At 63.6% G+C, this 21,203-nt stretch carries 13 protein-coding genes; 5 read left to right on the top strand and 8 right to left on the bottom strand.

The features are described 5' to 3' along the window. The first annotated feature begins 303 nt into the window (after positions 1–303). On the top strand, positions 304–6,513 hold the full coding sequence (locus NKK52_RS08980; protein WP_352628743.1) for an apolipoprotein A-IV repeat region-like domain-containing protein: 6,210 nt from the start codon (positions 304–306) through the stop codon (positions 6,511–6,513). A gap of 309 nt (positions 6,514–6,822) precedes the next feature. Here the strand turns inward: NKK52_RS08980 and NKK52_RS08975 are convergent, their stop codons facing one another. The 4 genes from NKK52_RS08975 to NKK52_RS08960 are packed head-to-tail and all read right to left on the bottom strand — an operon-like array spanning position 6,823 to position 10,897. After that, a complete protein-coding gene (locus NKK52_RS08975; RefSeq protein ID WP_502897930.1) occupies positions 6,823–7,464 on the bottom strand; it encodes an ABC-type transport auxiliary lipoprotein family protein in 642 nt (213 codons plus the stop codon). A gap of 37 nt (positions 7,465–7,501) precedes the next feature. Continuing rightward, positions 7,502–8,875 carry an MlaD family protein gene (locus tag NKK52_RS08970; RefSeq protein WP_023684945.1) on the bottom strand — a complete coding sequence of 458 codons (1,374 nt, stop codon included), beginning with the start codon at positions 8,873–8,875 and terminating at the stop codon, positions 7,502–7,504. Between the two features lie 14 nt (positions 8,876–8,889). Beyond that, complete coding sequence (locus NKK52_RS08965) at positions 8,890–9,708, bottom strand: ABC transporter ATP-binding protein (RefSeq protein WP_023684944.1); 819 nt, start codon at positions 9,706–9,708, stop codon at positions 8,890–8,892. Between the two features lies 1 nt (position 9,709). Continuing rightward, a complete protein-coding gene (locus tag NKK52_RS08960; protein WP_023684943.1) occupies positions 9,710–10,897 on the bottom strand; it encodes an MlaE family ABC transporter permease in 1,188 nt (395 codons plus the stop codon). 77 nt (positions 10,898–10,974) lie between these two features. On the opposite strand from NKK52_RS08960, the gene dgcA reads away from it, so the two are divergent. Beyond that, complete coding sequence (gene dgcA, locus NKK52_RS08955; RefSeq protein ID WP_023684942.1) at positions 10,975–11,958, top strand: N-acetyl-D-Glu racemase DgcA; 984 nt, start codon at positions 10,975–10,977, stop codon at positions 11,956–11,958. Here dgcA and NKK52_RS08950 read toward each other — a convergent pair. Beyond that, positions 11,929–13,143 (bottom strand): MFS transporter, encoded by a 1,215-nt coding sequence (locus tag NKK52_RS08950; protein ID WP_023684941.1) that lies wholly within the window; start codon positions 13,141–13,143, stop codon positions 11,929–11,931. The two genes, dgcA and NKK52_RS08950, sit on opposite strands and share 30 nt — an antisense overlap. A 104-nt stretch (positions 13,144–13,247) precedes the next feature. Then, positions 13,248–14,063, bottom strand: a complete 816-nt coding sequence (locus NKK52_RS08945; protein WP_023684940.1) for a UDP-2,3-diacylglucosamine diphosphatase — start codon at positions 14,061–14,063, stop codon at positions 13,248–13,250. Between the two features lie 120 nt (positions 14,064–14,183). On the opposite strand from NKK52_RS08945, the gene NKK52_RS08940 reads away from it, so the two are divergent. Both NKK52_RS08940 and NKK52_RS08935 read left to right on the top strand, forming a co-directional pair. Continuing rightward, entirely contained in the window at positions 14,184–14,963 is a 780-nt protein-coding gene (locus NKK52_RS08940; protein WP_023684939.1) for an SDR family oxidoreductase, read from the top strand. 159 nt (positions 14,964–15,122) lie between these two features. Beyond that, complete coding sequence (locus tag NKK52_RS08935) at positions 15,123–17,447, top strand: NADP-dependent malic enzyme (RefSeq protein ID WP_023684938.1); 2,325 nt, start codon at positions 15,123–15,125, stop codon at positions 17,445–17,447. Between the two features lie 5 nt (positions 17,448–17,452). Here the strand turns inward: NKK52_RS08935 and NKK52_RS08930 are convergent, their stop codons facing one another. Next, positions 17,453–18,073: a DUF1287 domain-containing protein gene (locus tag NKK52_RS08930; RefSeq protein ID WP_031204252.1), complete on the bottom strand. Its 621-nt coding sequence runs from the start codon at positions 18,071–18,073 to the stop codon at positions 17,453–17,455. Between the two features lie 203 nt (positions 18,074–18,276). Here NKK52_RS08930 and NKK52_RS08925 point away from each other — a divergent pair, with 203 nt between their 5' ends. Continuing rightward, entirely contained in the window at positions 18,277–19,473 is a 1,197-nt protein-coding gene (locus tag NKK52_RS08925; protein WP_023711450.1) for a DUF2865 domain-containing protein, read from the top strand. Here NKK52_RS08925 and gltX read toward each other — a convergent pair. Continuing rightward, positions 19,391–20,764, bottom strand: coding sequence for a glutamate--tRNA ligase (gltX, locus tag NKK52_RS08920; RefSeq protein WP_023684934.1), 1,374 nt, complete (start codon positions 20,762–20,764; stop codon positions 19,391–19,393). The two genes, NKK52_RS08925 and gltX, sit on opposite strands and share 83 nt — an antisense overlap. Positions 20,765–21,203 lie beyond the last annotated feature (439 nt).

The raw sequence follows: 21,203 nt of genomic DNA, 5'->3' as shown, positions 1-21,203 counted from the left end.
ATGCCGCTTTCACCGCGTACCAATTTGAAACTCCTTGTGCCGATCGCCGAAAAAACTAGGCGATTTCCGTCGCCAACGCGTTAATGAATGGGCTGGAAAATTGTTGCCGTTGAGGCGGTTAGATCACGTTGTCGTTAACCTTATATTTAAAGTTTTACGTATCTCGCGGAATGCATGTTTTCTTTACCCCTGTGTGTCATTACGATACGAAGGTCCATTTTCAGCCTCCTGCGTGGGATAAGACGAGCCAGAATCAGGCAAAAATAAGAAGTCCCTCGGCAGCTAGTACAGGGTAGCGAAGGCATGGCGAAGAAACCAACGACGACCAGAACTCTCGACAGCGACGTAGCCAGGGAACTCGAAAAGGCACTAGACCTCGATCTCAGCGGAGACGGCAGCGGCGATCTCGATATCGCGGCGTCGATGGAAGATCTGGAAGCGCAGATATCGCAGGCCGCGGACGAACTGGCGCGCGAAGGCCGCCCCCAGAAGCCCGCCCCCGCTCAAAACGCGCCCGTCCAACAAAACCAGAGTGCGAAGCCGGCAGCCAAGCCCGCCGAGTTGCGCCCGGTCGAATCGCGCAACAGCGCGCAGCCAGCCGGCTTCAAGCCGGCAAACGATGACCGCCAGAAAGATTACAAGACGCTGCTACACAGCCTCAACCGGCGCGCGTCTAGCACGATCTATTGGGTCGTGGCGTTCGTGTCGCTGGCCTGGATCGCCGGCGCCGGCGGCCTCGCCAATCTGCTGTTTGGCCCCAGCATCTGGAAAATTCGTACTTTCGATCAAATCCTGGCCCGCCCTGAACTGATCGGCCTGGCGATCGCGGCAATCATACCGGTCGTCCTGTTTTGGGCCTTCGCGGCGATGATCCGCCGCGCGCAGGAAATGCGCATTGCCGCGCAATCGATGACGGAGGTGGCTTTCCGCTTGGCGGAGCCGGAAAACCTCGCCCAAGACCGCGTGATGATGATCGGCCAGGCCGTTCGCCGTGAAGTGGCGGCGATGGGCGAAGGCATTGAGCGCACGCTGGCGCGCGCCGTCGAGCTCGAAACTCTGGTCCACAGCGAGGTCAACCAGATCGAACGCTCCTATTCGGAGAATGAATCGCGCATCCGGTCGCTGGTCGACGGGCTGGGCAGCGAGCGCGAAGCCGTCGTCACTCATGCCGAGCGCGTGCGCGCCTCGATCACCGGCGCGCATGAAACGCTGAAGGACGAGATCGGCGCCGCCTCCGACATTATTCGCGACTCTATCCTCAACGCGTCGACCAAGCTGTCGATGACGATCACGAATTCCGGCGACACACTGATCGACCGCATCAATGAAAGCTCGATGTCGATCTTCGATTCCGTCGAAACCCGGCTGGATTCAATCACCGACAGGCTGTCGACGTCGGGCGAAGCCTTTGCTTCGCTGCTCGACACCCGCATCGCCAAGCTGACGGACACCACAGACGGCCTGACCCGGTCGCTGACCGACCTGCTCGACGACCGCACCACCGGTATGGTGTCGCTGCTCGGCGGCGCCGCCCGCACCCTGAGCTCGGAATTCGAGTCCAGCCTGAACGGCATCGAGCGGACGCTGGCCGAGCGCGGCCAGGCGCTGATCAGCGAATTCCAGACCCGCGCCGAAGCACTCGATACCGGCACGCAGAAGCTCAACGCCGCGCTCGAGGCGCGCGCCCGCCAGATCAACGAAACGCTGGTCGAGCGCGCCCGCGAGATCGCCCACACCTTTGCCGAGAGCAAGGATCATTTGTCGGCCATGATCGATCAGGGCAAGACCCAGATCGGCGCCGACATGGCCGACATCGTCTCGTCGACCTCGTCGATGCTCGAAGCCCGCGCCAGCGATTTCGCCGGCCGGATGGAAGCCGCCCGCCATGTCGTGTCGCGCTCATTCGACACCGACATCCAGCGTCTTGCCGATGCCCGTGTCGGCATCGAGGACGCCGTCGAAAACCACAGCCGCAAGCTGTCCGAAAGCCGCGAACGCATGGCGGCTGCCATGCAGGCGGACTTGGCGAAGTTCGCCGAGGGCCGTGCCGGCATCGATGCGGCCGTAACGAACCAGGTGCAGAAGCTGGCCGAAGGCCGCAACCTGATCTCGCGCGCCCTGGAAGAGGATCTGCGCAAGGTCAACGAGTCGCGCGCCGCCATCGACGCGTCGCTGGGCAGCCATCTCGAGCGGCTTGAAGAAGGCCGCAACCGGCTCAACCAGGCTTTGCATGAAGACTCCGGAAAACTTGTGCAAGCCCGTACGATCATTGACGAAATGGTCGCCGGGCATGTCGGTAAGCTGGCCGAAGGCCGCAACATTCTGTCGCGCGCCCTGGAAGCCGATCTCGGCAAGCTCGCCGACAGCCGCGCCTCGATTGACGGGCTGGTCGCCGGCCAGGTTGAAAAGATCGCCGAAGGCCGCGCCATCCTGACCAAGGCGCTCGAAAACGACATTATCGGCATCAAGGGCGTGATCGAGAACCACTCTGCGAAACTGGCCGAGGATCGCACCGAACTCAGCAAGGCGCTGGAGAACGACCTGTCCGGCATCAGAGGCCTGCTCTCCGACCATTCGAGCCGGCTTGCCGACGATCGTGGCCTGTTGTCACAGACGCTCGAGGCCGACCTCGCCAAGCTCGCCGAGAGCCGGTCGAGCATCGACGGGCTGGTCGCCGGCCAGGTCGAGAAGCTGGCCGAGGGCCGCGATATCCTCAAGCGCGCGCTCGAAGCCGACCTCAACACCATCAAGGGCGCCATCGCGGGTCATTCCGACAAGGTGGCGGAAGAGCGCGGTCAGCTTTCCAAGGCACTGGAGGCCGATCTGCAGAATGTGAACAGCCTGATCGCCGACCACTCGAACCGGCTTGTTCAGGATCGTTCGACGCTATCCCAGGCGCTTAAGGATGACCTTCAGAATGTGAACAGCCTGATCACCGACCACTCGAGCCGGCTTGTCCAGGATCGTTCGACGCTATCCCAGGCGCTTCAGGACGATTTGCACAATGTCAGCGGCATCATGGCCGATCATCAAAACAGGCTCGTCCAGGACCGTTCGGCGCTCTCAAAGGCACTGGAAGACGACATCGCCAAGCTGGCGGAGAGCCGCTCCAACATCGATGGGCTGGTCGCCGGACAGGTCGAGAAGCTCGCCGAGGGCCGAGACATCCTCACACGGGCGCTCGAAGCCGATCTCAATGCGATCAGGAGCGCCATTGCCGACCAGTCGCAGAAGCTGAGCGAAAACCGTGGCGAGTTCGCACGGGTGCTGGAAGCGGATTTGGAAAATGTCAACAGCCTGATCGAGGGTCACAGCGACAAGCTCGTCCGGGATCGCGCGACGCTGTCGAAGGCTCTCGAGGACGACCTCGCCAAGCTGGCCGAGAGCCGGTCGAGCATCGACGGACTGGTCGCAGGCCAGGTCGAGAAGCTGGCCGAGGGCCGAGACATCCTGAAACGTGCGCTGGAAGCCGACCTGCAGAAGCTGTCGGCAAGCCGCGGTGAGGTCGACGACATCATCGCCGGCCATGTCGGCAAGTTGGCCGAAGGCCGCAACATGTTGACCCAGGCGCTGGAAGACGATCTGGCAAAGCTCGCCGACATACGTAAGGATGTCGACCGCTCGCTGTCGGGCCATATCGACCAGATTGCCGGCAGAAGCACCGATATCTCGGCGGCAATCGCTGCCGATGTCGAGAAGATCGAGCAGGCCTTCAGCAAGCAGACCGGCATCATCGAAGAGCGCGCCGGAACCATGGAGCGCGCGTTGTCGGTGGGTGTCGACAATGTCCGCAGCGTGCTCGAAAAGAGCGCCGTCTTCGTTGCCGGCGCGCTGCGCGAGAAGGTGATGGAAGTCACCAGCGCGCTGCACGAACAGGCCGGTGCTGCCTTCAGTGACGCCGACCGCAAGATCGCCGAGCGTGCCGAGCAGACCTCGGCCGCCCTTTTGGCCCGGGCCGAGGACATCGCCCGCACCTTCGAGGACGCGGATCGCCGTCTGCACGCACGTGCCGAGGACACATCGAGCGCCCTGCTTGCTCGCGCCGAGGATACGACGAATGCCTTGCTTGCTCGCGCCGAAGACACAACGAGCGTGCTGCTTGCCCGGCATGACGAGACGTCGAACTCGCTGCTCGCCCGCGCCGAAGAAACGGCCGGACGGCTGGCTGCCCGCGCCGGCGAGATCGCCGGCACGTTCGACGCCGCCGACCAGAAGCTGGTCGCCCGCGCGGTCGAGACGGCGCAGTCGCTGGCCGACCGCGCCGGCGACATCCTGCGTAACTTCGAGGGCGCCGACCAGCGGCTGAGCATGCGCATCGGCGAATCCGCCGAAGCGCTGGCCGCCCGCGCCTCGGACCTTGGCCGCATCTTCGACGCCGCCGACCAGCAACTGATCTCGCGCATTGCCGAGGGTTCGGACGCGCTGTCGGCACGCGCCACCGAGATCAGCCGCATCTTCGACGAGGCCGATCACCGCCTGGTGTCGCGCATCGCCGACTCCACGTCGACAATCGGCGAGCATGCCGACAACATCGTCGGTGCCTTCGCCAGCACCGAGCAGCGTGTTGCCGAACGCGCACGCCAGACCGGCCAGGAACTTGCCGTCCACGCCCGCGAGATGGAGCAGGCTCTTGCCGGCGCCGACGAGCGGCTGGCCGCGAGCGTTGCGTCCGCAGCTTCGCGCGTCGAGGAACAGGTCGCCAGCGTCGAGAACCGCCTTCTTTATACGACGGAGACGATGGGCCAGAAGCTCAACGAGCAGGTTTCCAGCGCAGAAGCTCAGCTGATCTCGCGCGCCAACACGATTGCGGAGACTTTTACCGCGGTCGGCCAGCACATCGGCCAAAGCACCAACGACGCTGCCAAGACAATCGGCACCAATACCCGCGAGCTCAACACGATGCTGGCGGCGCGTTCGGCCGAGATGGCGAAGATCCTGGACGAAACCGCGCGGCCGCTGGTCGAGCGCTTCGCCCAGGGCGGCTCGGAACTGCAAAAGAGCATGGAAGAGGTCACCGAACGCGCGACCGAGAAGCTGCGCAGCGAAAATGCCGCCCTCGTCAACGCGCTCGCCAGCCGCACCGCCGAAACGCTGTCGGCCGTCGAAGGCGCACGCTCGTCGCTCGCCGATAGCGTCGCCGACCTCATCGGCCGCATGAGCGTCTCCAGCTCGCAGCTTGGTGAGCTGATCGAACAGGCGGCGATCAACCTCGGCCAGGTTGACGAACGTCTGAGCGGCAGCACGCAAAGCTTCGCGGCAACCACCGAAAAGGCCGCGCAGACCTTCGCCAGCTCGGCACGCCTGGTCGATTCGAACACGACGCGGCTTACCGAACTGTCGTCGTCGACCCTGCGCGAAGTGGCCTCGATCGCCACCAAGTTCGACGAGCACAGCCGCTTGCTGTCCTCGGCTTCGGATCTGTTGAGCTCGGCGCAGAGCAATCTGGAGCACACGCTTGAGCGGCAATCGTCGCTCGAAGATCTCGCCGTCGGCTTGGTCAAGAAGTCGGAAGACCTCGAGAAGGTGATGCGTTCGTTCGAAAACCTTGTCGGCCAGACGATGCAGAATGCCGAAGGCAAGACGCTGGCATCAGCCGACAAGATCCGCATCGCCATAACGGAAGTGGTCGATTCGGCAACCAGCCGGTTCGCCGATGCGACCGAGGAGATGCGGCGCACCGCAAGCTCGATCAAGAGCGAGCTCGACCTCACCCGCGCCGAGCTCAAGAAGGGCGTCATCGAAATGCCGGAAGAGGCCAAGGAATCGACCTCGGCGATCCGCCGTGCCGTTGCCGAGCAGATCAACGCGCTCAAGGAACTTTCGGATATCGTTGCGAAATCGGGACGTGGCGGCGACAATGCCGAACCGCGCGCCCTGCGCCCGGCGCCTCAGGCGCCAGTGCAGCGCCCGGCCGAGCCGGTACGCCGCCCGCCGCCGGCGCCACAGCCGGAGCGCCCTGCTCCGCAGGCGCCGCTCGGCGGCCTGCGTGGCACGCTCGATATCGAACGCCCTGCCGAAGCACCGCGCCAGCGCGACGCCAACGCCCGCACGCCGCAAGGCGGCTGGGTGCGCGATCTCCTGACCGGAGCATCGCGCGAGGAGGAAGTCGCCAGGCCGGCAGCGCCCGCGGAAGCACCGCGCGCAACTCCCGCCCAGCGCTCGCCGCTGCATGTCATGGAGTCGCTCAACTCGCTCTCGGTCGATATTGCCCGGGCGATCGACCACGACGCCTCGATCGAGCTGTGGAACCGCTACCGGCGCGGCGAGCGTGACGTGTTCACGCGCCGCCTCTACACGCTCAAGGGCCAGCAGACCTTCGACGAAATCCGCCGCAAATATCAGGCAGAGGCGGAGTTCCGCACCGCTGTCGACCGCTACTGCGACGATTTCGAGAAGCTGCTCAAGGACGTCTCGCGCAACGACCGCGAAAACATCATGGCGCAGACCTACCTGACGTCGGACACCGGCAAGGTCTACACCATGCTGGCCCATGCGAGCGGCCGTTTGCACTGATTGAGGCGACACCACAGACAAGGCGGGAAGTTCCCGCCTTTTCTTTGTGCAAAATCGTCGGTCTGCGCTGCCCCTCATCCGCCGGCCGGCACCTTCTCCCGTATAGCGACGGGGAGAAGGGAGATGGCATCAGCCTCGCCGCCCATACTGGAACGGTGACAATTGGCGAAATCATTGGCGGCGGCGTTCTTTCTCCCGTCACTATACGGGGAGAAATGCCCGGCAGCGCAATGAGGGTCAGCGCGAACCTGCGATATTTGGTCGAGTGATGGCTAACGCGACGAACGATCGTTCGAAGCCTCGACCGGCTCAGATCACCGAATCCGTCCAGCCCACAATATCCTTCGCCGCCTCGCCGAAGGCGCTGTCGAGCGCGTTGACATAGGCCGGATTGCCGCTGCCCGAAACGGGAGCGGATGCGGTGAAGCTCTTCGAGGCGCGCACCTCGCCGTTGCGGTCATTCAGGATGCGCACGAAGAGATTGACCTCGGCATGCTCGCCACCATTGACGCGGACTTCGAAGGAGCGGATCTCGACGATCACCTGGTAGTCGATCGCCAGCCCCTCGCCCGGCTTGCCGACGCCGGCAAAGCTGCCGGAGCGCTGGAAGGTTTCGGCGAGCCTCGCCTGCACGATCAGCGGCAGCCGGTCGGCCCATTGCGCGCCCTTGAGATACTGGATCGAGCGATCTGACGGCTTGATGACGATGTTCTGGCTGTCCAGCGCCTTGAGCGCGGAGGGCTGGGCGATCAGGATCTGGCGGCGGCTGTGGCCACGGGCGTCGATCGACGGGGCGGACAGCTCGAACGTATCGAGCGGCGCCGGCTTGCCTCCCAATGCCGCGCAACCAGCCAGCGTCAAGCCAAGCAAAACGACTGCCGATCTATACCCACCCAACCCGAACGTCACGCGTGATCCCCACTGTCCCCGGATCGTATGATGAATCCGCATCCGCGGTCCATGTAATTGCTGCGGGCGGGCACGGAAGTCAACGCCGTGCCCTGCCATCGAACTGCCGGACCTCGCCGTCGCCGCCCGACAGGATGCGCTGCGGGTTGCGGCTGAGATCGGTCACCGCCTCTTCGATGCGGCTGATCGAACGCCGGCTGTCCTGGACCAGCGCCTCGACATTCGACAGGCCCTGGCCCGAGAAGCGCGCAATATTGTCGGTGATCGTGCCAAGCCGGGCGTTCAGCGTGTCGGCGACCTGCTTGAACGACTTCAGCGTGTCCCTGGCATCGGCCATGACGCCGTCGGCCTGGCCCGAACCGAGCAGAGTATCGACCCTTTTCAGGATGCCGTCGACGCGCACCGAGGCATCGTTGAGGCGCGACGCAAGCTGTTTGGCGTCCTTGATCGTCTCGTCGATGTCGTCGGCCCGGTCGGCGAACTTGTCGGTCACCTGGGCGATGTCGGCGGCGGCCTTGTTGGCATTTTCGCTGGCCTTCTGAATGTTGGCGAGCGCCACGCGCACTTGTGCCGGATCGATGCCGTCGAGCACATTGTCGACCTTTGCCAGCGTGCCTTGCGTGCGCTTGGCGAAATCGTTGACCGAGCCGACCGCGGTATCGACGTTCTTGATCACGCCGTCGAGCTGTCCGCTGGTCTCCTTCAGATTGGCGGTGACGGCGTCCACATTGGCGACGATGCTCTTGATCTTGTCCTTGTCGACGGCATTGAGCAGGCCTTCGGCAGCCTTCAGTGTGCCGTCGAGCTTGCCGGAAACACCCTTCAACTCGTCCGACAGCGCGCTGACGGCGGTCAGGAACTTGTCGATGCCATCGGCATTCCTGGCCAGCGCATCGGAAAATGTCTGGGCGTTCTTGACGGTCTGGGTCAGCGGCCCGCGCACATCCCTGGTGAAACCTTCGAGTTCGGAAAGCACCTTGTCGGCACGGGTGAAGATATTCTGCGCCGTCTGCAGCAGGTTGGTGACCGCCGATGGATTGGCGATGATCTCGGCGGTCCTGCCTTCCTTTGCCGCCTCTTCCAGCAGATTTGGTTCCTTTGGATCGGCGCCCTTCAATTCGATGTTGACCTGGCCGGCAAGGCTGGCGATGCCGATATCGGCCTGCGTCGATTTGGTGAGCGGCGTTGTCTGGTCGATCTCGGTCGTAGCAATGGCGGCATTGGGGTCATTGCGGTCGAAATAGACGCGCTTGACCACCCCGACCTTGACGCCGTTGAACAGCACCAGACTGCCGGGGCCGAGGCCGGAGGCCGAACCCTGAATGCGCACGCGCAGCTCCGCCGTCTCGCCGCGATCACCGATCTGGGCGGTCCAATAGACGAACCCGAACGCCGCCAGGATTGCAGCCAGGGTGAAAATGCCGACAATTACGTAGTTGGCTCTGGTTTCCATTGCCCCACTTATGTCTATGCGCGCGCGGCAAGATCAAGTTGCCGAGCGCGTTTTCCGCGGAAATAGGATTTGACCCACGGTTCTTCGCTTTTCAGCATGTCGTCGATCGTGCCTTCGACCAGGATTTTCTTGTTGCCGAGCACCGCCACGCGGTCGCAAGCGGTAAACAGCGTGTCGAGATCGTGCGTCACCATATAGACCGTCAGATCCATTGTATCGCGCAGCTTGACCACCAGTTCGTCGAATTCGGACGCGCTGATCGGGTCGAGGCCGGAAGTCGGCTCGTCGAGGAAGACGATGTCGGGGTCGAGCGCCAGCGCCCGCGCCAGGGCGGCGCGCTTGATCATGCCGCCCGAAAGCTCCGAGGGAAATTTTTGCGCGGCGTCCGGCGGCAGGCCGACCAGTTCGATCTTGAGCAAGGCCAGCTCGTCCATCAGTTTCTTCGGCAGATCGAGATATTCGCGCATCGGCACCTGCACGTTTTCCTGCACGGTCAACGCCGAAAACAGGGCGCCGTGCTGGAAAAGCACGCCAAGGCGCATGTCGATGCGCAACCGCTCGATGTCGCTGGCCTTTTCGAGGTCGAGACCAAACAGCTTGATCGTGCCGGACTGCTTGTGCAGCAGGCCGAGAATCGTGCGCAGCAGCACCGATTTGCCGGCGCCCGAGGCGCCGACGAAACCGAGGATTTCGCCGCGCTTGATGTCGAGCGCCAGTTTGTCGAGGATCAGCTTGTCGTCCAGGGCAACGGTGATATCGCGCACCGACAGCACGATATCGTCTTCTTCCATTCCCTGCACAGCCTTGGTCGCCTTTGAGTTTCTGCGCATCATGTCAGAACTCGATCGATGCGTAGAAGATGGCAAAAAGGCCATCGAGGATGATGACGACGAAGATCGATTTCACAACCGAGGCGGTGACGTGCAGACCCAGCGATTCGGCGCTGCCGCCGACCTTCATGCCTTCTACGGAAGCAATGGTGCCGATGATCATGGCCATGAACGGCGCCTTGATCAGCCCGGCGAAGATGGTGCTGATATCGATTGCCCCGCGCAGCCGGTCGATGAAGGCCGTCGGCGCAATACCGGAATAAAGCCAGGCGGCTAGGATGCCGCCGCCAAGAGCGGCAAAATTGGCGACGATGGTGAGACAGGGCAGCGCGATCACCAGCGCCACCAGGCGCGGAAACACCAGCACGCCGATCGGGTTGAGGCCGATGACCTTCAGCGCGTCGACCTCCTCGCGCATCTTCATCGAGCCGATCTCGGCGGTGATGGCGCTGCCGGAGCGGCCGGCGATCATGATGGCGGTCATCAGCACGCCGAGTTCGCGCAGGATCAGCACGCCGACCAGATCGACAACGAAAATGTTGGCGCCGAAATAATTGAGCTGGTAGGCGCCCTGCTGGGCGACGATGGCGCCGACGATCGCCGACATCAGCACCACCACGGGGATGGCGCCGACCCCCATGCGATCGATCTGGTTGAAGATCGCCGCCGGATTGATGGCATGGCCGCGCCCGAGCTTCATCTGGGCGCCGCCGATGGTGGCGCCGAGGATGTTCATCGAGGCGAGGAAGTCGTCGCGCATCTCATAGATGCGGCGGCCGACCGCCTCCAGCCCGCGGAGGATGATGTTGGGGCGCCGGACGCCGCGCGATTCGGGCTCGCGCCGGACAGCTTCGCCAACGGCGCCGAGCAGGATCGAGGCGACATCGCTTTGCCCCTGCATCTTGATCTCGACACCCTTCTTTTCGAAGACACTGACCAGGCGATCGATCAGCCAGGCGCCGGCGGTGTCCATCTTCTCGATGTGGGAAAGATCCAAAGCGAGCGTCTGGAAGCCTTTGCGCTGCTCGATCTTGCGCATCTCGGCGTCGATCAGCGCCACTGTCGTCGTCGTCCAGATGCCGGAGAAAGCGCAGCGGAGGACGCCGCCCTCCTCGCCGACCGCAAGGCGGGGCTGGTGGTCGGCCTCCTTGGCGGCGTTGCCGCTTGCGTCGCGTTTGCCGATGGTCAACATGGCGTCCTGTTTAGCCTGACGGGTCGTACCTGTCGATTTGCCGACGACGCGTTGTCGCATAGCCGGAGCAGAAAATTATGGCGCGTGTCATTTCGGTTGAGGCCGAGCGTTTTCCCATTGCCGGCACCTTCACCATCTCGCGCGGGTCGAAGACCGAAGCCGAAGTCATTACCTGCACGATCAGCGATGGGGACAATCGCGGATGGGGCGAATGCGTCCCCTACAAGCGCTATGGCGAGACCATGGAGGGGGTGCGCGACGCCACCGAGGCCATGCGCCGGCAGATAGAAGGCGGCATCAGCCGCAAGGAACTGCTCGATGCGATGCCGGCGGGTGCTGCCCGCAACGCCATCGATTGCGCCTTGTGGGACCTGGAGGCCAAGATCAGCGGCGTTGCGGTCGCCGACGCCATCCACGTTGTACCCTTGTCGGCGCTGGAGACGGCCTACACGCTGTCGCTGGGCGAGCCGGAGGCAATGGCGGCGCAAGCCCGCGCCAATGCCGGGCGGCCGCTGCTCAAGGTCAAGATCGGCGGCGACAACGACTTGGCCCGCATCCGCGCCGTGACCGAAGCGGCGCCCGACAGCCGCATCATCCTCGACGCCAATGAAGGCTGGACCGATGCCAACATCATCGAGAATCTCGCTTTCGCCGCCGAACATGGCATAGCCCTGATCGAACAGCCGCTTCCCGCCGGCCATGATGCCATCCTGCGCCACATCGCGCATCCGGTGCCGATCTGCGCAGACGAAAGCGTCCACGAGGCGAAGGACCTCGAAGCGCTTGTCGGCCTCTATGACGCCGTCAACATCAAGCTCGACAAATCCGGCGGCCTGACCGCCGCCCTTACCCTTCGCAACCGCGCCCGGGAGCTGGGATTCGGCGTGATGGTCGGCTGCATGGTCGGCACGTCGCTGGCGATGGCGCCGGCTGTGTTGCTTGCACAGGGCGCCGAGTTCGTCGACCTCGACGGCCCGCTGCTGCTTGCCCGCGACCGCCAGCCCGGGCTCGTCTACCAGGGGTCGCTGGTGTCACCGCCTGACAGGATGCTGTGGGGCTGAACGCGCGGCGAGCCCGATCAGCGCCAGGCCGATGATGGCGATCGGGATCATCGCCAGGAAGCCGTCGACGCCGTAGCGCTCATAAAGCGGGCCGGACGCCAGCGTCACCGCCGCCATGAAGAAGCCGTTGAAGAAATAGGCAATACCTTGCGCCGCACCCGTGCGTTCTTCCGAAACCGTTTCGCCGATCATCTTCTGCAGGCCGATCAACACCATCGCCACCGACACCGAATGCAGGGTCTGCACGCCGAAGAAACCGGCAACGCCAAGCCCGAGTGGCCAGATCAACGGAAAGGCGATCCAGCGCACGATGGAGCCGACGCCGGCGATCAGCATCACCTTGACGACTGAGACGGAGGCAAAAATACGGTTGAAAAACACGAACATGCAGACCTCGGCCACCACGCCCCAGGCCCACAGCAGGCCAACGACGGAATCGCTGATGCCGACCGATTTCCAGTAGATTGAGACAAAGCCGTAGAGGAAGGCATGGCTGGCGGTGATGATGCCGACGCCGAGGGTGAAATACAGGAAATACCGATTGAGAAGGCTCGGCGCCTGATGCTGGATGTCGGCGGCCGATAGCGGCGAAGCCCGGCGCGGGCGGCCAAGCCGCGGCGCCAGCAATCCGGCGACGAGCGCGGCAGACAATGCCGCAAAGATGATTACCGGCACGGCCTGCGGGCTCGTCCAGGCGAGGATAAAGCCGCCTGCGACATTGGCGCAGAGATAGGAAATCGAGCCCCATTTGCGCATCGCGGTGTAGTTCGAGCCGAAGCGGCGCACACCCGACAGTGCGAGCGAATCGGCGATCGGCGAATGCGGCGTCCACACCACCGTCAGCGCCAGCGATACGGCAAGCACCATGGCGTAGGTCGGGTTGAGGAAATAGCCGGCGGAAAGCACCATCGTCGCGGCCACCAGCGCAATATAGACATCGGCCCTGTCCTTCGCCCGGTCCGCCAGCGCGGTCAGCAGCGGCGTCGTCACCACGCGCAGGAACATCGGCGCCGCCAGGATGATGGCGATCTGCTCGGCGTGGAAACCCTGGGCATGCAGCCACAGCGGGAAATAAGGCACATGCGTTCCCAGCGACACGAACAATGTCGCGAAGATCAGGCTCATACGCAGTTCGAAATGGCGCGGTTTGACGAGTTGTTCAGGCGAGAGCGGCGGCAGCGACATGAATCGATCCAATTACGCTGCACAAAGGGCTGCAACGCAGATCGATCCCTTAACATGCGCGAAAGCGGTCCGAAACTGCCTGGACCAGTCGATTAACAGGAGGGTTATGCCGCTTCGACGACCCTGTCTTCGATCAGCAAGGGGATGAACGGCTCGTCCGGTACTTCGGGCAGCACCAGCGCCCAGTGGATGATCTCCATCTTGCCATCGAAATGTTCGACCACCGCCGTGCAGCTCTCCACCCAGTCGCCGGTGTTGATGTACTGCACATTCTCATAAGTCTCGATCGCGGCGTGATGGATGTGGCCGCAGATGACGCCGTCGACATGCGAGCGGCGGGCCTCCTCGGTCAGCACGGTCTGGAACGAGCCGATGAAGTTGACCGCCTTCTTGACCTTGACCTTAGCCCAGGACGAGAACGACCAGTAAGGGAGACCCAGCAAATGGCGGAGCTTCGTCACCACGCGGTTGACCAGCATCGCGGCGTCATAGGCGTAGTCGCCGAGATAGGCCAGCCAGCGCGCATTGTGGACGACGGTGTCGAATTGGTCGCCATGGATGACCAGCAGGCGCCTGCCATCGGCGGTTTCGTGGATGGCGCGGTCGGCAACGACGATGCCGCCGAAATGCACGCCTTGGAACTGGCGCGCGAATTCGTCGTGATTGCCGGCGATATAGGTGATCGAGGTGCCCTTGCGGGCCTTGCGCAGCAGTTTCTGGACGACGTCATTGTGGCTCTGCGGCCAGTGCCAGCTGCGCCGCAGCCGCCAGCCGTCGACGATATCACCGACGAGATAGATGATATCGGCGTCGTGATACCGCAGGAAATCGATCAGGAACTCGGCCTTGGCCGCCTTCGATCCGAGATGCAGGTCGGATATGAACATGCTGCGGAAAGTGCGGGTTTCTGTACCGGACATCAGATCGTCACCGTTGCTTTCGCGCAGGCTATGCCCCGATTCATGCAACAACCGTATGACGGTTGCGATTGGGCCAGCCAAAGGGCTAGCGTGCCGCGCCAATCACAGGAGAAAATCGTCATGGATCTCGGCATCAAGGGCAAGAAGGCCATCGTCTGCGCATCGAGCAAGGGGCTGGGCCGCGGCTGCGCCATGGCGCTGGCCGAGGCCGGCTGCGATCTCGTCGTCAACGGCCGCAATGCCGAGCTGCTGGCAAAAACCGCAGCCGAACTGCGCGAACGCTACGGCGTGAAGGTGACCGAGATCGTCGGCGACGTCTCGAAGCCCGACGTGCAGAAGGCGATCCTAGCCGCCTGCCCCGACCCGGATATCCTGGTCAACAACAATGGCGGCCCGCCCTTGCGCGATTTCCGCGAACTCGACCGCGCAAAGATCCTCGAAGGCGTGACGCAGAACATGGTGACGCCGATCGAACTGGTGCAGGCCGTCATCAACGGCATGGCCATGCGCGGCTTCGGCCGCATCGTCAACATCACCTCGCTGTCGGTCTACGTCCCGATTCCCGGCCTCGATCTGTCGTCCGGCGCGCGAGCCGGGCTGACCTCGTTCCTGGCCGGCGTGGCGCGCACGGTGATCGACCGCAACGTCACCATCAACAGCCTGCTGCCGGGCAAGCTCGACACCGACCGGCTGCGCGGCCCGCATGAGGCCGGCACGATGGAAGACCCGGCAGCGGCCGCAGCGCGCAAGACCCGCATCAGCGCCGACGTTCCGGCCAAGCGGCTCGGCACGCCGGAAGAGTTCGGCCAGATCTGCGCCTTTCTGTGCTCGGTCCATGCCGGTTATCTCACCGGCCAGAACATCCCCGTCGATGGCGGCCTCTATGTCAGCGCGTTCTGAAGGGCTCGATGGATAATCGGCAGGATTTCAGCGCAATCATTTGAAATAGTTCGATCTTTCCCGACCGGGTTGTTTTAGCCGCGCTTGCGTCATTTGGCGTCGCGAAAAACCATTTTTGCGTGCTAAAAGGCTGCAAAGCAGGTTTGAGGGAGCGGCCGCATGGAAGGCGAGAACAAGAAAACGGCACGTTCGGACCTCGACGAAGCCGCCCTCTACTTCCACAAGCATCCAAGGCCGGGAAAGCTCGAGATCCAGGCGACCAAGCCGCTCGGCAACCAGCGCGACCTGGCGTTGGCCTATTCGCCGGGTGTTGCCGCGCCCTGCCTCGAAATCCGCGACAATCCGGCAACCGCGGCCGATTATACAGCGCGCGCCAATCTGGTCGGCGTCGTCTCCAACGGCTCGGCCGTTCTCGGGCTCGGCAATATCGGCCCGCTCGCCTCCAAGCCGGTGATGGAAGGCAAGGCGGTGCTGTTCAAGAAATTCGCCGGCATCGACGTCTTCGACATCGAGATCGACGCGCCGGGCATAGAGCGCATGGTCGAGACGATCTCGGCGCTGGAGCCGACATTCGGCGGCATCAACCTCGAGGACATCAAGGCGCCCGAATGCTTCGAGGTCGAGGCGCAGTTGAAGGCCCGCATGGGCATTCCCGTCTTCCATGACGACCAGCATGGCACCGCCATCATCGTCGCCGCCGCCGTGCTCAACGGGCTGGAATTCGCCGGCAAGACCATTTCCGACATCAAGATCGTCACCTCAGGCGCCGGTGCGGCAGCGCTCGCCTGCCTCAACCTGTTGGTCTCGCTTGGCGCCAAGGTAGAGAATATCTGGGTCACCGACCGCTTCGGCGTCGCCTACAAGGGCCGCACCGACGAGATGGATCGCTGGAAAGACCCCTATGTGAAGGACACCGAGGCGCGCACGCTGGCCGATGTGATCCCTGGCGCCGACGTTTTTCTCGGCCTGTCGGCCGCCGGCGTGCTGAAGCCGGAATTACTTGATCATATGGCGCCTAAGCCGTTGATCCTGGCGCTGGCCAACCCCAATCCCGAGATCATGCCGGAGGTCGCGCGCGCCGCCCGTCCCGACGCGATGATCTGCACCGGCCGTTCCGATTTTCCCAATCAGGTCAACAACGTGCTTTGTTTTCCTTACATCTTCCGCGGTGCGCTGGACTGCGGCGCCAGCGCCATCAACGAGGAGATGAAGATGGCCGCGGTCAGGGCAATTGCTGCCCTTGCCCGCGAGGAACCATCCGACGTCGCCGCCCGCGCCTATTCCGGCGAGACGCCGATCTTCGGACCCGACTTCCTTATCCCCTCGCCCTTCGATCCCCGCCTGATCCTGCGCATCGCGCCGGCGGTGGCCAAGGCTGCCTGCGACACCGGCGTCGCGACCCGGCCGATCACCGACTTCGCCGCCTATATCGACCAGCTCAACCGCTTCGTCTTCCGCTCCGGCCTGGTGATGAAGCCGGTGTTTTCGTCGGCCAAGGCGTCGACCGCCAAGCGCGTCATCTATGCCGACGGCGAGGACGAGCGCGTGCTGCGCGCAGCCCAGGTGGTGCTGGAGGAAGGCATTGCCGAGCCGATCCTGATCGGCCGCCCGCATGTCATCGAGGTCAGGCTGAAGCGCTACGGCCTGCGTATCAAGCCGGGCGTCGATTTCGGCCTGATCAACCCTGAGGACGATCCGCGCTACCGCCATTATGTCGACCTGTTGATCGAGCTTGCCGGCCGGCGCGGCGTGACGACGGAGGCCGCGCGCACCATGGTGCGCACCGACAATACGGTGATTGCGGCACTGGCGCTGAAGCGCGGCGATGCCGACGCCATGATCTGCGGCCTCGAGGGCCGTTTCGAGCGGCATCTGCGCAATGTGACGCTGGTCATCGGACCACGCGCAGGCGTCAAGGACCGCGACCTGTCGACGCTGTCGATGCTGATCTCCCAACGCGGCATCATCTTCCTCACCGACACCCATGTCTCGGTCGACCCGACGGCCGAGGAGATCGCCGAAATGACCATTCTGGCGGCCGAGGAAATCCAGCGCTTCGGCATCGAGCCGAAGGCAGCGCTGCTGTCGCATTCGGATTTCGGCTCGCGCGATTCTCCCAGCGCGCTGAAGATGCGGCAGGCGGCGGCGATCCTGGCGCGCGTTGCGCCCGACCTGCAATGCGACGGCGAGATGCATGCCGATTCAGCCCTGTCGGAGCATCTGCGCCAGCGCGTCTATCCGCATTCGCGGCTGAAGGGCGAAGCCAATCTCCTGGTGTTCCCCAACCTCGACTCCGCCAACATCACGCTGACCGCGCTGCGCACGATGATGGACGCGCTGCATGTCGGGCCGATCCTGCTTGGCACCGACAAGCCGGCGCATATTTTGACCCCGTCAGTGACCTCGCGCGGCGTCGTCAACATGACGGCGCTTGCGGTGGTCGAGGCGGCGCACAAGGCGCAGGCGGTGGTTCATTTCGGCTGAGTTTCTCACGCAGGCGCGAAGCGGTAATGCCCGGTCTGCTTGAAGGCGAACAGCGTGTCCTCCTCGCGGGCGCCCGCCCCGATATTGTGGATGACCAGCGCTCGTTCCGGCACGTCCGCCGAGCGTTCGGATGAGACGATGATGATGTGCGGCAGGTTGCCGGGCAGCATCTGGGTGACGATATCGCCCGGCTGAAAGTCGGGAGGATACTCGCTGGCGGGCAAGGAAACTCCGTTGCGCCCGAAAAATGCGGCAAGATTGCCGACCCGTCGGTGGTCGATGTTGCGGTCGGTCGCTTTCAGGCCCCAGGTCTTGGGGTAGGCGGCGAAATTGGCGGCCATATCCTCATGCACCAGTTTCTGCAGGTCGAGCTTGAAGGCGCGGCGATAGGCGCGGACAATGACGTCCGTGCACACGCCTCGATCCGGCGCGACATCGCCGCCGGGATAGTCGAGGCGGACATAGGTCGGGTCGTAGAATGTGGTGACGCCGATCTGCTCACGCGCGGCTTCGACCAATTTGCTGCGCCAGTCCGGAGCGGCTGGATTTTCCTGCGCCAAGGCTGCGGGCGCCGCCAGGCCCAGGAGGCCGAACTGCAGTGCGGTTCGACGGGTAATCGCGGTCATGCCAGCTCCCCGGGGCATTGCTGGATCGTGGGATAATTCCGGGGCGATTGCGCCTTTTTCATGCAGCGGTGAGATCGCACAGTTGCCGCTCTATCCAAACGCCTCCTGCAACGCGTCTATGGGCTAAGACCATCTTTGGTTGTAGATTGAGGGAACGGTTAACCGCGAATCCGGTAGACAGGCAGGCAAGCGGGGTTCGGGCAATGACGGGCGGACGATGGAGGCTGAAGCACCTGGCTGCGCTGCTCGGAGCGCTTGTGCTTTCGGCCGTCGCCACCACTGAACCGCAGGCCGCCTCCCGCGTTTGCCGTCAACTGGAAGCCGAGCTTGCTTCTTCATCGAATGGCGGCGGCAATTCCAGCATGGTGCGGAAGTATGACAAGGCCATCTCCCGCCAGTTCGAACAGCTATCAAAGGTGCGCGGTCGTGCGAGCGATGCGAATTGCGGGTTTTCGCTGTTTTCGCGCAATGTCAGCCAATGTGCTGCGCTGAACAGCAGCATCGATCGCATGAACGCCAATCTCGATGCGTTGCAAGCCAAGCGCGCGCAGCTTGCCGGCGGCGGCTCGCGGCGCGACCGCGGCCGCATCCTGGCCGCGCTCGACGCCAATGGCTGCCGTGACGAGCCCGCGCCGCGCCGGGAGCCGCTGCAGGAAGCCAGCCGCGAACCCGACGACGGCAATCTGTTCGACCAGCTTTTCGGCGGCAACCGGCAGATCGACACGCTCGATCAGCCCGATGATCCCGGCGAGGAGCGCAATGTGCGCCGGGTGCTCAATCAGCCCGGCGTGCCGGATTTCCCGACGGTCGGCGGCGAGTTCCATACGAGCTGCGTGCGCACCTGCGACGGCTATTTCTTCCCGATGTCGAACTCGGCTTCGCTCGGCGATTTCGAGCGCGACCAGAAGAATTGCGAATCGAGCTGCCCCGGCACCGAAATGCAGGTGTTCTATTCGCGCGGCATGGAAGACGATTCGGCCAACATGACGTCGTCGGTGACCGGGAGGCCCTACAGCGAGTTGCCTACCGCTTATCTCTACAAACAACCCAACCAGTCGCGGCCGCAGGCATGTGGCTGCAACGCGCAGGCCGGAAATTTCAAGATCATCGGCGGTAACCCGCCACCGCCCGAGCAGTTTCAGCCCGATATTGAGACCACGCCGTTCATTCCGGTGCCGGCGGCCAAACCCGATCCGGGCGCGGATCCGGAGACGCTGGCGAACGTACAAGGCGGGCTCGACCGCGCCGCCATCAAGCGCCTTGCCGTCAAGCCGGTGGTGTCGCCGGTGTCGCTGATCCCGCCGGACCAGCGCAAGGTCAGGGTCGTCGGGCCAGCGTTCCTTCCCGACCCAGCAGCGGCAATAGATCTGCAAGCTCCGGCCCGGAAGCAAGTCCGGTAAGCGCCAGCCTGAGCGGCATGAACAGCGCCTTGCCCTTGCGGCCGCTGGCTTCCCTGATCCTGGCCGTCCAGTCTTTCCAGACCGTACCGGTCCACGGCTCTTCCGGCAACAGGTCGAAGGCCTGCTGCAGGAAGTCGCGATCCTCGTCGGAAAATTCCGGCGCGGGCTGCGGGCCGTCGGCAAGGATGCGCCACCAGCCGACCGCGTCGCTCAGCCGGTCGAGATTGCCGCGCACCGCCAGCCAGAACGGCTCGGCCTTGTCGCCGGAGATGCCGAGCACGATCAGCCGATCCCGCGCCTCGGAAAACGGCATGTGGTGCATGAGCGCACGATTGAGCACGAACAGCTCGTCCGGGTCGAATTTGGCCGCCGATTTCGACGTGGCGGCGGGATCGAAGCGCGCGGCCAGTGCCGGCATGTCATGCACCGCTGCGACATTTTCCGAGGTGCCGACAAGGACGGCCAGCGAAGCCACAGCCATCGGTTCGATGCCCTCCTCGCGCAGGCTTTCGATCGACAGCGCACCGCTGCGCTTCGACAGGCCCTCGCCCGAGGCCGTGGTCAAGAGATTGTGGTGGCCGAAGACAGGCGGCTCGGCGCCCAATGCCTTGAACAGCGCGATCTGCACGCCGGTGTTGGTGACGTGGTCGTCGCCGCGGATGACATGACTGACCCCCATCTCGATGTCGTCGACGACCGAAGGCAGCGTGTAGAGATAAGTGCCGTCCTCGCGCCGCAGCACCGGATCGGACAGTGAGGCCAGATCGACGGTTTCCTCGCCGCGCACCAGATCGTTCCAGTGCACTTCGGTGCGTTCGGGCTGCAGCGGATCGCTGGTGAAATTCGGCAGCAGAAAGCGCCAGTGCGGCCGGCGGCCATCGGAGCGGTATTCGGCGATCTGCTGCTGCGAAAGCGCCAGCGCCTCGCGGCCATAGACCGGCGGCAGGCCGCGCGTGCGGCGCACCTTGCGGCGCAGGTCGAGTTCTTCGGGGGTCTCGTAGCAGGGATAGACAACGCCGGCTCTCTGCAGCCGCTCCACCGCCGCGTCGTAAGTTTCGAAGCGCCGCGACTGGTATTCGGTGGCGTCGGGAAAAATCCCCAGCCAGTGCAGGTCGTAGAGGATGGCGTCGGAAAATTCCTGCCTCGAGCGGGCAATGTCTGTGTCGTCGAAGCGCTGAATGAAACGGCCCTTGTTGTTCATGGCAAACAGCCAGTTGAACAAGGCGGTGCGGGCATTGCCGATATGAATGCGGCCGGTTGGTGAGGGGGCAAAACGGACGGTAACTGTCATGGGCGGGGCGTAACGGATGCTCTTGGAATTGACAAGACGCGCCCCCGCGCGACGCCAAAGACATAATGCACGCCAGCTAAAATGAAAAGGCTGTGAGCCAGAATCCGGCCGGGCCTGTCTCGGGTGAACCGCTCACCAGCGGTCCACGCCGGCAGAATCGGGCTTTCCTCAGCCGCTTTTTGTCCCCGTTATCCACATATGTGACACACAAGATGTTGGGGTCACAAAAGCTACGCAAACGAATCCTTGACGACGCAAACCGAGTCGCCTTTTATGTGCCATGTGCTCTTGTTGAGGGCGCGACCGGAGAGTTTCGAGCCCGGTCATTTTCCCGGATTTTGTGCGTTTTGGCCATGATTTCCGCCTGTTTACGAGGCTGGCGGAAGCGTTGGATCGTGGGGGCTTCGGGAGCGAAAAGGGAGATTTGTCGGACTGGAAT

It is taken from the genome of Mesorhizobium sp. C277A (genome assembly GCF_040324395.1).
Taxonomy (GTDB): Bacteria; Pseudomonadota; Alphaproteobacteria; order Rhizobiales; family Rhizobiaceae; genus Mesorhizobium.
The sequence above is the reverse complement of the archived record's forward strand: the minus strand, read 5'-3'. Positions and strand labels throughout refer to the sequence as shown.

Bases quoted from the DNA above. Each gene is read 5' to 3' on its own strand.
- NKK52_RS08965 (WP_023684944.1), bottom strand. From the start codon at position 9,708: ATGATGCGCAGAAACTCAAAGGCGACCAAGGCTGTGCAGGGAATGGAA.
- dgcA (WP_023684942.1), top strand. From the start codon at position 10,975: ATGGCGCGTGTCATTTCGGTTGAGGCCGAGCGTTTTCCCATTGCCGGC.
- NKK52_RS08975 (WP_502897930.1), bottom strand. From the start codon at position 7,464: ATGCGGATTCATCATACGATCCGGGGACAGTGGGGATCACGCGTGACG.
- NKK52_RS08940 (WP_023684939.1), top strand. From the start codon at position 14,184: ATGGATCTCGGCATCAAGGGCAAGAAGGCCATCGTCTGCGCATCGAGC.
- NKK52_RS08950 (WP_023684941.1), bottom strand. From the start codon at position 13,143: ATGTCGCTGCCGCCGCTCTCGCCTGAACAACTCGTCAAACCGCGCCAT.
- gltX (WP_023684934.1), bottom strand. From the start codon at position 20,764: ATGACAGTTACCGTCCGTTTTGCCCCCTCACCAACCGGCCGCATTCAT.
- NKK52_RS08970 (WP_023684945.1), bottom strand. From the start codon at position 8,875: ATGGAAACCAGAGCCAACTACGTAATTGTCGGCATTTTCACCCTGGCT.
- NKK52_RS08945 (WP_023684940.1), bottom strand. From the start codon at position 14,063: ATGTCCGGTACAGAAACCCGCACTTTCCGCAGCATGTTCATATCCGAC.
- NKK52_RS08930 (WP_031204252.1), bottom strand. From the start codon at position 18,073: ATGACCGCGATTACCCGTCGAACCGCACTGCAGTTCGGCCTCCTGGGC.
- NKK52_RS08925 (WP_023711450.1), top strand. From the start codon at position 18,277: ATGACGGGCGGACGATGGAGGCTGAAGCACCTGGCTGCGCTGCTCGGA.
- NKK52_RS08935 (WP_023684938.1), top strand. From the start codon at position 15,123: ATGGAAGGCGAGAACAAGAAAACGGCACGTTCGGACCTCGACGAAGCC.
- NKK52_RS08960 (WP_023684943.1), bottom strand. From the start codon at position 10,897: ATGTTGACCATCGGCAAACGCGACGCAAGCGGCAACGCCGCCAAGGAG.
- NKK52_RS08980 (WP_352628743.1), top strand. From the start codon at position 304: ATGGCGAAGAAACCAACGACGACCAGAACTCTCGACAGCGACGTAGCC.